Consider the following 13,930-nt stretch of genomic DNA (forward strand, 5'->3'; position numbering starts at 1 on the left):
CCAGCAAGCCGGCTCCCAGGGGACATGATTTCAATTCAGACCGAGCGGTTTGCTGACATCCGAACGGGCTTACTTGCGGCTGGCGATGATGTAGACCGCATGGATGATGCCCGGGAAGTAACCCAGTAGGGTCAGCAGGATATTGAGCCAGAACGCCCCGGCAAAACCGACCTGAAGGAACACACCCAGCGGGGGCAGCAGAATGGCGATGATGATGCGGATGATATCCATGGGTGAGGCTCCTGATGATGGGCGTTCAATTACGCCCCATGCTTAATCGACCTTGGGGCGGCATCAGGGTTCCGCGGGGAAATGGCAACGAGCCAGTATCGTGAGGCCATGACCTTCCCTGCAGGAGCTGCCGCTTTCGCAATAAAAAAGCCCCGCGCCAAGACATCCGGCGCGGGGCAACGCGTTACTAACGCGACGGTTCGGTTTGCCCAGGGCTCAGGCCGATGGGTTGCGGCCCTGATTCAGGCGGGCAGTCCTGGCCCGGGCGAAGGCACGGCCCAGGCGCTGGAGCATTTCGTCGATATTGGCGCGGCTGACGGTCAGCGCCGGGGAAAAGCGCAGGCAGTCGGCTTGCGGGGTATTGAGCAGCAGGCCTTCGAGTTGTGCGGCGGCAACCACGGCGGCGGCCGAATCGCTGTCCAGTTGCATGCCCCAGAGCAGACCCTGGCCGCGCACTTCGCCGTGCTGATAGCGCAGGCTCAGCCGGGTCAGACCCTGTTGCAGGTATTCACCGGTTTCGCGTACCCGTTGCAGAAAGCCTTCCTCCATCACGCTGTGCAGTACGGCAAGGCCGGCAGCGGTCATCAGCGCATTGCCATGGTGACTGCCTTCCAGCTCACCCGATTCAGCGCAGCAGGCTTTGCCCCTCGCCAGCAACGCCGCCAAGGGCACGCCGCCGCCCAGGCCTTTGCCAAGCACGACAATATCGGCACGGATGTCGTAAGTCTCTTCACAGAGCAACGTGCCGCAACGCCCCATGCCAGTCTGTACTTCATCGAGGATCAGCAGGATGCCAAGCTCGCGGCACAGCTTGGCAACGCCTTGCAGATAGTCATGGGTAGCGGGAATCACCCCGGCCTCGCTCTGGATCGGCTCGAGGATGATCGCCACGGTCTGGGCATCGACTGCACTGTGCAGCGCGGCCAGGTCGTTAAATGGCACCTGGCTGAAACCGGGCAGACCATTCTCGTAACCGCAAGTCGACAGCCCGGCGATGCTGCGGCCATGGCAGCCTTGTCGCGCGGTGATGATGCCAATGGCGCCGCCACGGTGCAGCCTCCCCCATTTGCGCGCCAGCTTGATTGCTGCTTCGCAGGCCTCACTGCCGCTGTTGAGCAGGTAGGCCTGGTCGCTGCCGGTGCTTTCACACAAGCGCTGGGCCAGATCGACCACGCCGCGATGATGCAGACCGGCGCCGGGGTTGATCAGGGCCATGGCCTGATTATTCAGGGCACGGATCAACACCGTGGGGCTATGGCCGAGGCTATTCACCGCGCCGCCCTGATTGAAATCGAGATATGGACGGCCATCGCTGTCCCACAGCCACGAGCCCTGCCCACGGACAAATACCGGATCGCTGCGTTCAGCCCCCGGCATCAGGTGGCGGCTGGAAACATCCCGGCGTTGCGCGGGCAAGGCCTGGCTGCGGGTGGCGTCGTCAATATCAATGGTCGGGCGCCGCAACTTGAACAGGTTCATGCGCGTAGCCCTTCCAGTGGCAAACCCAGCAAACGGTCTGACCAGTCTTCGACCCGACCGCTGCGCAGACGCTTGAGGGCAATGTCACGCCAGCGTGAAGACAGCGCGGGACAGTCCACCAGTTTCTTCAGGTTGCCGTGTTCCAGTGGTTCGAGAAAGAAGCTGCGCAAGGCCCAGGCCACAGTCAGGCCAGGGTAGCTGCGCTGGATCAGTTCGAGGGAGTCTTCGGCGCTGACAAAGCCGGGCTTGAGCACACGGTAGAACCAGCCGCAACGACCGGAATCCTGTGCCTCCTGTGGCATATCCTGCAGACCCCAACGCTGGCTGAGGCGATAGCACGGCGAACGTGGCTGACTGATTTGCAGCAAGGCGCCGCCCCAGCGAAACATGTCACCCAGGCACACCTGCTCTTCGGTGACACCATGGGTGGCGAGGTTTTCGCCGAAGGCCGGGGCACTCCAGTCGATATGCGGGTAGAGCTTGCGCCACCAGGCGTAATGCTCGGCCGGGTAGTGATGCACGGCGCGTTCCGGGCCGGTGTGGAAGCGCGGATCGCCGTGTTCATCGGTGCCAAGGCCCTGCGGCCATAACCAGATGCGTCCGTCAAGTCGCTGCTTATCGATATCGATGATCAATCCGTGACCTAGGTTTTTCGCTTTCCCTATGTAAACACCTTCAACAGTCACGTTGCCCATCACGATTTTCAGCCCTCATGCCCTTTGAATAGGGGATAGACTATGCTCCTGAGGGGCGAACCACCATTTCGATTTTCGAGCTTTTTCGATAAGAGTTACTTATGGATATGCGCCAACTGCGATATTTCGTCGCGGTGTTTGAAGAAGGCCATGTCGGCCGGGCTGCCGAGCGTCTTTCGCTGTCGCAACCAGCACTGTCACAACAGATCCGCCATCTGGAAAACAGCCTGGATGTCAGCCTGTTCGAACGCAGCAGCAAACGCCTGTTGCCGACCCTTGCTGCCCATACCTTGTACAACCACGCGGTGCCGTTGCTCGAAGGCATGGAGCGAGCGCGGGAGGCCCTGCGTCATTTCAAGGGTCAGGCTTTGCGTACTCTGGCCATCGGCGTACTACAAACCGTGCACCCCAGCCTGGTGCCGCAGATGCTTGAACGCATCCGCAAAGCCCAGCCGCATCTGGTCGTGCAGATCTACGAGCTGACCGGCATGGAAGTGGAGCGGCGCCTGCTCAATGGCTCGCTGGATATCGGCATCAGCTACCTGCCGCCGCGTCAGCCTGGGCTGCACAGCCTGTTACTGTACGAAGACGAGCTGCAACTGGTCATGCCCGCCAGCCATCCACTGCGCGAGTTCAAGAAAGTGTCGCTGAATCAGGCGGCGGACCTGCCGATGCTGTTACTCGGAGAAGAATTCCAGGTGCGTCAGATCTGGCAGACACAGTTGGCCAATCTGGGACGCAGGCCCCATGTGCAGGCCGAGCTCAATAGCATGGCGGTGATTCTCGACAGCCTGGAACACACTCACTTGGTAACCGTGTTGCCTGGGCGTGCCCGACAGGCGCAGCAGAACCCGGAGCTGCTATGGAAACCCTTGAGCGAGCCACGCGTGCCTTTACAGATTGGCCTGGTCTATCGAGATGCGCAGCGCCAGCAGGCAACCATCGAGTTGCTGCGTTCGTTGCTTGAGGATGTGCGCACGGCACCGTTGGAAGGTTTGGCAGCGACATAAATCGCGCCCAAAAGAAAACCCCGCCGAAGCGGGGTTTTGCATATTGTTTCCCGTGATATCCCTTTCGTCCCACCATCCTGGCAGGTATTCCCTACGTGTCCCTGTTATCTCTTTATGCGCATCCTGCGCGACGTCCATGTGAAGTAGATTATCTTTGGATCCATTTTGCCGATATGGTCAAACAGCACCACGGCGTGTAAGCAAATGCTTACAAATGCATTTCAGCCAATGAATTGAAATGAGATCTGTAGGAGCTGCCGCAGGCTGCGAATCGGGTTTACCCGTCAAACCGTCTTCGCAGCCTTCGCCAGCGTCTACATGGGGTTGCACGCCAGTCGAGCGAACGCTTGCGTTCAACTCATCAAAACTGCGACGCGTCCAGCAGAAACAACGATTCACTGCCAGCGCGCACCGACGCATCGAGCGAGTGAATACGCGGCAGCAGGCGGGCGAAGAAGAAGCGCGCAGTGCCCAATTTGCTGGCGTAGAAGTCTTCCTGCTGCTCCTTGCCCAGCGCAGCCTTGGCCATCATCGCCCACAGGTAGGCGTAGGCGGTGTAACCGAAGACATGCAGGTATTCAACTGACGCAGCGCCAATTTCATTGGGGTTATTGCGCGAGCGATCCAGTACCCAGTCGGTCAGCTCGTCCAGAGTGTTAAGGGCCGCGCTCAATGGCTGGGTGAATTCGATCACCGAGCTGTCGCACGAGGCGACGAACTGGCGGATTTCATCGGCGAACAGCTTGTAGTAAGCCCCACCGCTCCCGACGATCTTGCGCCCGACCAGGTCCAGCGCCTGGATGCCGTTGGTGCCTTCATAGATCTGGGTAATTCGCACGTCACGCACCAGTTGCTCCTGGCCCCACTCACGAATGAAGCCATGGCCGCCAAACACTTGCTGGCCATGTACCGTGGTTTCCAGCCCCAGATCGGTGAGGAAAGCCTTGGCCACTGGCGTCAGCAACGCCACCAATGCATCGGCGCGCTCGCGCTCGGCGTCGTCATCGCTGAATTTGGCCACGTCCAGTTGCATCGCCACATAGGTCGAAAAGGCCCGACCGCCCTCGTTAAAGGCTTTCATGGTCAGCAGCATGCGGCGCACGTCCGGGTGGACGATGATCGGGTCAGCCACCTTGTCTTTCTGCTGTGCACCGGTCGGCGCGCGGCTTTGCAGGCGGTCGCGGGCGTAGTCCACGGCATTCTGGTAGGAGCGCTCGCCCGAAGCCAGGCCCTGAATACCGACGCCCAGACGCTCGTAGTTCATCATGGTAAACATCGCCGCCAGGCCCTTGTTGGGCTCGCCGACCAGGTAACCGGTGGCGCCGTCGAAGTTGATCACGCAGGTCGCAGAGGCCTGGATGCCCATCTTGTGTTCAATGGAACCGCAGCTGACGGTGTTGCGCTCGCCCAGGCTGCCATCGGCATTGACCATGAACTTGGGTACCAGGAACAGCGAGATACCTTTCGGACCGGCCGGCGCGTCCGGCAGCTTGGCCAGGACCAGATGGATAATGTTCTCGGTCAGATCGTGCTCGCCGCCGGTGATGAAGATCTTCGTGCCGCTGATCTTGTAGGCGCCATCAGCCTGAGGCTCGGCCTTGGTGCGGATGATGCCCAGGTCGGTACCGGCGTGGGCTTCGGTCAGGCACATGGACCCGGCCCAGGTACCGGCGTACATATTCGGCAGGTAAGTCGCTTTCAGTTCTTCGGTAGCGTGGGTATTGATCGATACGCAGGCGCCGGAGGTCAGCATCGGATACAGGCCGAAAGCCAGGCTGGCGGAGTTGAGCATTTCTTCGACTTGAGCCGAGACCACCTTGGGCATGCCCATGCCACCGAACTCGGGGTTGCCGCCTACACCGACCCAACCGCCTTCTGCGTAGGTCTGGTAGGCCTGGGGAAAACCGGCTGGCGTGGTAACGACGGTATCTTTCCAGTGGCAGCCTTCTTCATCGGCCGCGCGGCTCAGGGGCGCGATGGTTTTGCTGGTGACCTTGCCGGCTTCTTCAAGAATCGCTTCGACGGTTTCGGCATCGACCACCTCTGCCAGTTGCGGCAGCTGGGCCCAGCGCTTGGACACTTCGAAGACTTCATTGAGGACAAAGCGCATATCGCGCAGGGGGGCTTTGTAGTCAGCCATGGCATACCTCGCAAAACAGGAGCTGGATCCTGGGGGAATGACCCGGCTCACAAATTCCAGAGCCGCAGTGTCGATTGCAGCCGAGTGTATCCCAAGATCATTTGCGACACATAGGGTCAAGTAGTGACTATTTATCTGATTATGGTCACACCATTTTTACCCGACATACCGACTGGCTTGCTGTGTTCCGTGGGCCTGCGATAGAAAGCGCTGACCTACCCCGCCATCTCCGGCGCCCGAACGGCCCCGCGCTTGTTCTGCTGGCCGAACACCATGACGCAGTTACGCCCCGCACCCTTGGCGCTGTACAGCGCCTGGTCGGCGGCCTTGAGCACTTCGTCCGGCGTGCGGTGTTCCGGCAGGCGCTCGGCAACGCCAATGCTGACCGTCACCGATACCGCAGAAGCCCCAGCCCCACCACGCTTCTGTCGCCCCTGCTGATCGTCCTGCGGGCGACTGTCGGGGTTACGCAACTGGATGCTGTAGTTGGCGATGGATTCGCGGATCACCTCAAGATGGGGCAGGCATTCCTCGACGCTCTTGCCAGCGAAAACAATGGCGAACTCTTCACCGCCATAGCGATAGGCGCGCCCGCCGCCGTTGGTGATCTTCGCCAGCTTACTCGCGACCAGACGCAGCACTTGGTCGCCGACATCGTGACCGTGGGTGTCGTTGAATTTCTTGAAGTGATCGACGTCACCCATGGCCAGCACATAGTTGCGCCCCAGGCGCTGCATGCGTTCATTCAATGCACGACGCCCCGGCAGACCGGTGAGCTCGTCGCGGAAAGCCATCTGGTAGGCCTCATGGGCCACGGCGGCGGCAATCATCAGCATCACCTGACTGCACAGGATATTCAGGGTGAACGGCAGAATGAAGGTTTTCGGCAAGGCCCAGAACAGCCCCAGCAGACCCACCAGTTGCGCCGCATGCAGCGGTCGCGGCTTTTGCACGTACTGGGCGATCAACAGGCAGAAGGCCAGCAGGAACATCGCGTAGGACAGCTGAATCAGGCTCATCCACGAACCATGCAAGGCCGGCCAGCGAATATCGGCCAGCCAGGCCAGCAGCGCGTCCGGATAACTCTGCTCAAGGCCCAGCGCCACACCACCTACGGCCAGCAGCACGGCGGCACGGGCCACCATGTCCTGCAGCAGGTGAGTGCGCTCCTCCCAGGCGGCGAACAGGCCGTACAAGACGGGCAACAACAGGCAGATCAGATGAAAGACCACCGCCGCGTCTTCCCGCACCTTGCCGTTGTCGCGGTAGTAATCGGTCTGGGTATCGAGCAGGAAATAGGCAACGTACACCGTGAGCATCAGGAACAACTCACGCTGGCGTCGATACACCGTGCAGTAGGCCCCGCCCAACAACAGCACCAGGGTTGGCAGGACGTTGAACAGTGAAGTGAAGAAAACGTTCAGGTCCTTGACGTACGCAGCTGCGAGCCCGGCGAGAAGAAGCACCAGCGAGGGCAGGAAATGACTGAAGCGTGTAGCGGAAGAACGCAGCAAGGGGGTGTCTCCTACCCGGCACCAGGGTAAAGAACTCGTATGATGGCATTGTGCCCTCAACGGATGATTAATGCATTCAGTAGTACTAAATAGCGGGCTACTTTCTTTAACGGCAGGAAAGAGAAAAGGTTTATCGGCGCTGCATGAAGGTTATTTAACTACCTGAGGATTACCGCCTTATGCCGCACCTGAATTGGAGTGAGATTCTTGTAGGAGCTGCCGAAGGCTGCGATAGCGGTAGATCAGGGAGACCCGTTCGCAGCCTTAGGCAGCTCCTGCGAAACCCCATTCCAATTCAGATGGTTGTGATCTGATTGCCAAAAAAAAAGCCGCCTCCCCATGCAGGGAGGCGGCCTTTGAGAAACGCCGGGGACTTAGTAACCCAGTGCGAAATCTTCTTCTTTCATGTCCATCAGGTTGTTGGCACCCGACAGGATCGCGGCCACGTGGGTACGGGTACGCGGCAGGATGCGCTGGAAGTAGAAGCGTGCGGTCTGCAACTTGGCGTTGTAGAACGCTTCTTCGGTGGTGCCAGCGGCGATTTTTTCTGCTGCCAGGCGCGCCATGTCAGCCCAGAAGTAGGCCAGGCAGGCGTAGCCGGAGTACATAACGTAGTCCACCGAGGCTGCGCCGACTTCTTCGCGGTCTTTCATGGCGGCCATGCCGATCTTCATGGTCAGCTCGCCCCACTCCTTGTTCAGTGCCGCCAACGGGGTGACGAACTCCTGGACAGCAGCGTTGCCTTCGTTGCCCTGGCAGAACTTGTGGACGATCCTGGTGAAGCTTTTCAGTGCTTCGCCTTGGGTCATCAGCACTTTGCGGCCCAGCAGGTCCAGCGCCTGGATGCCGGTGGTGCCTTCGTACAGCATGGAAATACGGCTGTCGCGCACGTTCTGCTCCATGCCCCACTCGGCGATGAAACCGTGGCCACCGTAGATCTGTACGCCGTGGTTGGCGGATTCGAAGCCCACTTCAGTCATGAACGCCTTGGCGATCGGGGTCATGAAGGCCAGCAGCGCGTCGGCGGCTTTCTTGGCGTCGGCGTCTTCGCTGTACTTGACGATATCGACCTGTTTCGCGGTGAAGTACACCATGGCCCGCGTACCTTCGGCGAAGGCCTTCATGGTCAGCAGCATGCGGCGTACGTCCGGGTGCACGATGATCGCGTCAGCGGCCTTTTCCGGAGACTTCGGACCGGTCAGGGAACGCATCTGCAGGCGCTCGCGGGCATATTTCAGGCCGCCCTGGAAACCGATCTCGGCGTGGGCCAGGCCTTGCAGCGCGGTACCCAGGCGAGCGGTGTTCATGAACGTGAACATGCAGTTCAGGCCCTTGTTCGCCGGGCCGATCAGGTAGCCGGTAGCGCCGTCGAAGTTCATCACGCAGGTGGCGTTGCCGTGAATGCCCATCTTGTGTTCGATGGAGCCGCAGGTCACGGCGTTACGCTCACCGATGCTGCCTTCGATCGATGGAATGAACTTGGGCACGATGAACAGCGAGATGCCTTTGGTGCCGGCCGGTGCATCGGGCAGGCGCGCCAGAACGATATGGACGATGTTATCGGCCATGTCGTGTTCACCGGCGGAGATGAAAATCTTGGTGCCGGACACTTTGTAGCTGCCGTCAGCCTGTGGCTCGGCCTTGGTGCGCAACATGCCCAGATCGGTGCCGCAGTGCGGTTCGGTCAGGCACATGGTGCCGGTCCATTCGCCGGAGACCAGCTTGGTCAGGTAAGCCTCTTGCTGCTCAGGCGTGCCGTGCTCGGAAATGGTGTTCATCGCGCCATGGGACAGGCCTGGGTACATGCCCCACGACCAGTTGGCTTCGCCGACCATTTCGCTGACCGCCAGGCCCAGGGACTCAGGCAGGCCCTGACCGCCGTGAGCGACATCATGGGCCAGGCTTGGCCAGCCGCCTTCAACGAATTGCTTGTATGCCTGTTTGAAGCCGGTCGGCGTCTTCACGCCGGTTTCACTCCAGGTGCAGCCCTCGGTATCGCCGACACGGTTCAGCGGTGCCAGTACCTGCTCACAGAACTTGGCGCCCTCTTCGAGAATGGCGTCCACCATGTCAGGCGTGGCGTCCTGGCAAGCCGGCAGGCTTTCGTAGTGGGCTGCATAACCGAGCAGTTCGTCACGTACGAAGCGAATATCACGCAAGGGGGCCTTGTATTCAGGCATAGCGATAAACCTCTGCTGATGAATCCTGGAATGAATGACCGATCGGTGTGATGAAGAGCACCGGACAACTCTCTGATGCCTGTCGATCAAACGGGTGTTTGAAACATACGTTTACGCCCAAATCTTGTCAAGCGGGCTGCGCAAACCATTCATCGTCGGCGGCCTGGATATTCTGTGGGACCGGCTTTAGCCGGGGACGCGTATTACCGGCTAAAGCCCGTCCCACCGAAACAGCGCAAGACCAACCCCCCAACGAGTGGCGATAGCAGAAAGTCTAGTTGAGCAGGAGGGTGTTGCGAGGGCGATACAGGGAAGTGATACCGGGAGATTCATAGAGCTGCCGTGCGCAGATTCGCACGGCAAGAAGGGGCTTTATCAGGCAGTTACGTTGATCAGAGTACCGAGCATTTCGTCGCTGGCCTTTTGCACAGCAGCACCGGCCTGAACCTGGTTCTTGCCCGACTCCAGCTCGACGACATTGGTGGCCATGTCCGAACGCTGGGAACGGTCAACCGCGCGCAAACGCTCCAACTGGAAATCCGAAGACTGGCTGCGGCCAGAGATTTCGATGTTGTTGTTGGCGAGCTGGCTGGCTGCCTGATCGACACGAGTCTCGCCAACCTGCATGGCGCTGAGGCCCGGGTAAACGGAGTTGTTCAATGTCACTTGCATGGAATGATCCTCTGTTCAGAAAGCGAACACGGCTATTGAAACAGCAATAGAGACGGAATACCCGATAAAAAGACTAATGGCAGTTAGCCGCCTCATAGAGGGCAACCATAGCCCGCACTCTATAAGCCTCAGCATGAGGCCGGGGTGCCGCCTGTTCAATCCAACCCGACAGGCAGCACTTCCAATTGCGACATGGATCACACCAGCAGGATCATTCCCGGCCTTTCTGCTGGCAGCCATCGTCAGTCTGCGCCTGCAGCAGGTTGGCCTGGGTCAGGTTGCAACCCGCCGGTACGCTGCGGGTCAGCCAGACGTTACCGCCGACCGTCGAGCCCTGGCCGATGGTGATGCGCCCGAGAATGGTCGCACCGGCATAGATCACTACATCGTCTTCGACGATCGGGTGACGGGCATGACCTTTCTGCAATTGGCCGTCTTCATCGGCCGGGAAGCGTTTGGCGCCCAGGGTCACGGCCTGATAGATGCGCACGCGCTCGCCGATGATCGCGGTTTCGCCGATAACCACGCCCGTCCCATGGTCGATAAAGAAGCTGGCGCCGATCTGTGCGCCGGGGTGGATATCGATGCCGGTGGCCGAGTGGGCGATTTCCGAGCTGATCCGCGCCAGCAGCGGCAAGCCGACGCGGTACAGGTAGTGCGCCAGGCGGTGATGGATCACGGCGAGTATCCCCGGATAGCACAACAACACCTCGTCGACGCTGCGTGCCGCCGGGTCGCCGTGGTAAGCGGCAAGCACATCGGTGTCGAGCAAACGACGAATGCCCGGCAACGCACTGGCGAAACCCTGGATCAGCTCCAGAGCCTTCTGGTCCACGCCGGTCACATCCTGGCCACGTTGATGGGCGACGTAACGCAGCTCAAGCCGGGCCTGGGCCAGCAACGCATTGAGCGCTACGTCCAGGGTGTGGCCGACATAGAAATCCTCGCTCTCTTCGCGCAAATCCACCGGTCCCAGGCGCATGGGGAACAACGCCCCGCTGAGCGCTTCAAGAATGTCGCCCATGGCTGCGCGGGAAGGCAGTTCGCGACCGCCATGCTCGCCGCTGACCCGGCCATTGCGGGTGCGCCAGTCAGCCCGTGCTTCACGCAACTGGCTGACGATGCCCTGCAATTGCCAATGACTGGAGCGACCGTTGACGGAGGCTTTGGTTAGTTCGCTCACGCTGACATCTCCTGACAGGACGCGGTCTTTTAGGGTGGCGACCGCTGATGCGGCCACTCTACGGCAAACTTTTATGAGGAAAAAATAACAATTTGTGCGAGGGCTGAACGCTCATCGCATAAGTACGTGGCGGTTGATACAGGGGAAACCTCTGACCTATAGTCCTGCGACTTATCTGTACGGCTCATCGACCCTCATGATCAAACAACAGCTCGCCCGCTTTAACCGTCTGGACCTGCTTGGTGCGCCGACGGCGCTGGTGAAACTTGAACGCCTGTCTGCGTGGGCGGGGCGCGATATCTACGTCAAACGTGATGACACCACGCCACTGGCGATGGGCGGCAATAAGCTGCGCAAGCTCGAATACCTGGCCGCCGATGCCCTGGCGCAAGGCGCCGACACCCTGGTCACCGCTGGCGCCATCCAGTCCAACCACGTCCGCCAGACCGCCGCCCTCGCCGCGCAACTGGGCCTGGGCTGCGTGGCCCTGCTGGAGAATCCCATCGCCAGTGAAGACAGCAACTACCTGCACAACGGCAACCGCCTGTTGCTGGATCTGTTCGATGCCAAGGTCGAACTGGTGGAAAACCTCGATAACGCCGACGAACAATTGCAGTCCCTGGCCGCCCGCCTGAGCTCCAGCGGCAAGAAACCGTATCTGGTGCCCATCGGCGGCTCCAATGCCCTCGGCGCCCTGGGCTATGTGCGGGCCGGGCTGGAACTGGCCGAACAGATCAAAATGACCGGCCTGGACTTCGCCGCCGTGGTGCTGGCCTCGGGCAGCGCAGGCACCCATAGCGGCCTGGCATTGGCCCTGGCCGAAGAACTACCAGGCCTCCCTGTCGTCGGCGTCACCGTGTCGCGGCCGGAGGAAACCCAATTCCCTAAAGTCCAGGGCTTGGCCGAACGCACTGCCGAGCTGTTGGGCGTACCGGTGCCGGATGCCTTCAAAGTGCATCTGTGGGATAAGTATTACGGCCCGCGCTACGGGGAACCCAATGCTGGCACGCTGGCTGCAGTGAAACTGGTCGCCAGTCATGAAGGCCTGCTGCTTGATCCGGTCTACACCGGCAAGGCCATGGCTGGCTTGCTCGACGGTATCGGGCGCCAGCGTTTCGACGACGGCCCGTTGATATTCCTGCATACCGGTGGCGCTCCGGCGCTGTTTGCTTACCCTGGGGTATTCGGCGATTGACCGACGTAGACACTTATACCCAAATAGAACCAACAAATAGATTTTAATTATTTTATTTCATATGGGCCGCCTCTCTATAGTCGCGGCCCAAGGCACACGGGCTGTTCAAGTGCCGCAAAAGCTGGTTAAAGGCTTCAAGCCAAAACATTCCTAAAACAAGGGGCTCGTATGAATCTGTCTGCCATCCGTCGCACACTGCTCGTTTCCGCCATGGGTCTGGTCATGGGCGCCAGCCTGATGACCCAGGCCGTTGCCGGTGAACAACTCGCAACCATCAAGAAGAACGGCACCCTCAACGTCGGCCTGGAAGGCACCTACCCACCATTCAGCTTCGTCGGTGAAGACGGCAAGCTGGCCGGTTTCGAAGTGGATCTGTCCGAAGCGCTGGCCAAGGAGCTGGGCGTCAAGGTCAAGCTGCAGCCGACCAAGTGGGACGGTATCCTCGCCGCGCTGGAGTCCAAGCGCCTGGACATCGTGGTCAATCAGGTGACCATCTCTGACGAGCGCAAGAAGAAGTACGACTTCTCCGAACCCTACACCGTGTCCGGTATCCAGGCTCTGGTGCAGAAAAAAGATGCTGGCAAATATGACACCCCCGCGTCGCTGGCAGGCCACAAGGTCGGCGTAGGCCTGGGCACCAATTACGAGCAATGGCTCAAGACCAATGTGCCGGACGCTATCGTCAAGACCTATGATGATGATCCGACCAAGCTTCAGGATCTGAGCGTCGGACGTGTCGATGCGATCCTCGTTGACCGTCTTGCAGCGCTTGAGATCTCCAACAAGAGCAAGGTGCCATTAGCCGTGTCGGGCGCTCCATTCTCCCGTCAGGAATCCGGTATCGCCCTGCGTAAAGGCGAGCCAGAACTGCTGGACGCCATCAACAAAGCCCTGGATAAACTGCGCGCCGACGGAACCCTGGCCAAGCTGTCGCAGAAGTACTTCAACGCTGATGTAACCAAATGATTGAAGAGAGCCTACAGCTCGCGCTGGATTCGGTGCCCTTTTTGCTCAAGGGCGCCTACTTTACGGTCATCCTCAGCCTGGGCGGGATGTTCTTCGGATTGGCGCTGGGCTTCGGCCTGGCGCTGATGCGTTTGTCATCCCGGCGCTGGCTGGGCTGGATTGCGCGGATCTATGTATCGTTTTTCCGCGGCACGCCTCTGCTCGTGCAGCTGTTCGTGATCTATTACGGCCTGCCGCAACTGGGGATCGAACTGGACCCTTTACCGGCAGCCCTGCTCGGTTTTTCCCTGAACATGGGCGCCTATGCCTGCGAAATCCTGCGTGCCGCCATCGGCGCCGTGGATCGTGGGCAATGGGAAGCCGCCGCCAGCATCGGCATGACCCGCGCGCAGACCATGCGCAGGGCCATCCTGCCGCAGGCTGCACGCACCGCTTTGCCGCCGCTGGGCAACAGTTTCATCTCACTGGTCAAGGACACCGCCCTGGCAGCCACCATTCAGGTGCCGGAGCTGTTCCGTCAGGCGCAGTTGATCACCGCCCGGACCTTCGAAGTCTTCACCATGTACCTTGCCGCCGCCTTGATCTACTGGATCCTCGCCAGCCTGCTCGCGCATTTGCAGAACCGTCTGGAAGCGCGGGTCAATCGGCATGATCTGGAGTCATGA

Annotated in this window: 12 protein-coding genes; 4 read left to right on the forward strand and 8 right to left on the reverse strand. The window is 60.1% G+C overall.

Annotated elements, in window-relative coordinates; all coding sequences use genetic code 11:
• Nucleotides 1-69: 69 nt before the first annotated feature.
• The 3 genes from ACCD02_RS27015 to ACCD02_RS27025 all read right to left on the reverse strand — a co-directional run bounded on the left by ACCD02_RS27015 (nucleotide 70) and on the right by ACCD02_RS27025 (nucleotide 2,405).
• On the reverse strand, nucleotides 70-231 hold the full coding sequence (locus ACCD02_RS27015) for a YqaE/Pmp3 family membrane protein (RefSeq protein ID WP_081564967.1): 162 nt from the start codon (nucleotides 229-231) through the stop codon (nucleotides 70-72).
• Between the two features lie 216 nt (nucleotides 232-447).
• Nucleotides 448-1,710, reverse strand: coding sequence for an aspartate aminotransferase family protein (locus tag ACCD02_RS27020; protein WP_413308802.1), 1,263 nt, complete (start codon nucleotides 1,708-1,710; stop codon nucleotides 448-450).
• On the reverse strand, nucleotides 1,707-2,405 hold the full coding sequence (locus ACCD02_RS27025) for an MOSC domain-containing protein (protein ID WP_413308804.1): 699 nt from the start codon (nucleotides 2,403-2,405) through the stop codon (nucleotides 1,707-1,709). Before ACCD02_RS27025 ends, ACCD02_RS27020 begins: the two co-directional genes overlap by 4 nt.
• Nucleotides 2,406-2,506: 101 nt before the next feature.
• Between ACCD02_RS27025 and ACCD02_RS27030 the strand changes: the two genes are divergently transcribed.
• Nucleotides 2,507-3,415, forward strand: a complete 909-nt coding sequence (locus ACCD02_RS27030; RefSeq protein ID WP_413308806.1) for a LysR family transcriptional regulator — start codon at nucleotides 2,507-2,509, stop codon at nucleotides 3,413-3,415.
• Nucleotides 3,416-3,776: 361 nt separating this feature from the next.
• Here the strand turns inward: ACCD02_RS27030 and ACCD02_RS27035 are convergent, their stop codons facing one another.
• The 5 genes from ACCD02_RS27035 to epsC all read right to left on the reverse strand — a co-directional run bounded on the left by ACCD02_RS27035 (nucleotide 3,777) and on the right by epsC (nucleotide 11,104).
• Complete coding sequence (locus ACCD02_RS27035) at nucleotides 3,777-5,555, reverse strand: acyl-CoA dehydrogenase C-terminal domain-containing protein (RefSeq protein WP_413308808.1); 1,779 nt, start codon at nucleotides 5,553-5,555, stop codon at nucleotides 3,777-3,779.
• A 215-nt stretch (nucleotides 5,556-5,770) separates the two neighbouring features.
• Nucleotides 5,771-7,069 carry a GGDEF domain-containing protein gene (locus tag ACCD02_RS27040; protein ID WP_413308810.1) on the reverse strand — a complete coding sequence of 433 codons (1,299 nt, stop codon included), beginning with the start codon at nucleotides 7,067-7,069 and terminating at the stop codon, nucleotides 5,771-5,773.
• A 374-nt stretch (nucleotides 7,070-7,443) separates the two neighbouring features.
• Nucleotides 7,444-9,249: a phenylacyl-CoA dehydrogenase gene (locus tag ACCD02_RS27045; RefSeq protein ID WP_413308812.1), complete on the reverse strand. Its 1,806-nt coding sequence runs from the start codon at nucleotides 9,247-9,249 to the stop codon at nucleotides 7,444-7,446.
• 375 nt (nucleotides 9,250-9,624) lie between these two features.
• The gene (locus ACCD02_RS27050) at nucleotides 9,625-9,921 is read right to left on the reverse strand and encodes a pyrroloquinoline quinone biosynthesis protein PqqE (protein WP_413308814.1); all 297 of its coding nucleotides are present in this window, start codon (nucleotides 9,919-9,921) and stop codon (nucleotides 9,625-9,627) included.
• Between the two features lie 211 nt (nucleotides 9,922-10,132).
• Complete coding sequence (epsC, locus tag ACCD02_RS27055; protein WP_413308816.1) at nucleotides 10,133-11,104, reverse strand: serine O-acetyltransferase EpsC; 972 nt, start codon at nucleotides 11,102-11,104, stop codon at nucleotides 10,133-10,135.
• Nucleotides 11,105-11,300: 196 nt separating this feature from the next.
• Here epsC and ACCD02_RS27060 point away from each other — a divergent pair, with 196 nt between their 5' ends.
• The 3 genes from ACCD02_RS27060 to tcyL all read left to right on the forward strand — a co-directional run bounded on the left by ACCD02_RS27060 (nucleotide 11,301) and on the right by tcyL (nucleotide 13,930).
• Nucleotides 11,301-12,299 carry a D-cysteine desulfhydrase gene (locus ACCD02_RS27060; RefSeq protein WP_413308818.1) on the forward strand — a complete coding sequence of 333 codons (999 nt, stop codon included), beginning with the start codon at nucleotides 11,301-11,303 and terminating at the stop codon, nucleotides 12,297-12,299.
• Between the two features lie 168 nt (nucleotides 12,300-12,467).
• A complete protein-coding gene (tcyJ, locus tag ACCD02_RS27065; protein ID WP_413308820.1) occupies nucleotides 12,468-13,265 on the forward strand; it encodes a cystine ABC transporter substrate-binding protein in 798 nt (265 codons plus the stop codon).
• Complete coding sequence (gene tcyL / locus ACCD02_RS27070; protein WP_413308822.1) at nucleotides 13,262-13,930, forward strand: cystine ABC transporter permease; 669 nt, start codon at nucleotides 13,262-13,264, stop codon at nucleotides 13,928-13,930. The genes tcyJ and tcyL overlap by 4 nt, the downstream gene beginning before the upstream one ends.

Source organism: Pseudomonas sp. Pseusp88, from assembly GCF_047303955.1.
Lineage (GTDB): Bacteria > Pseudomonadota > Gammaproteobacteria > Pseudomonadales > Pseudomonadaceae > Aquipseudomonas.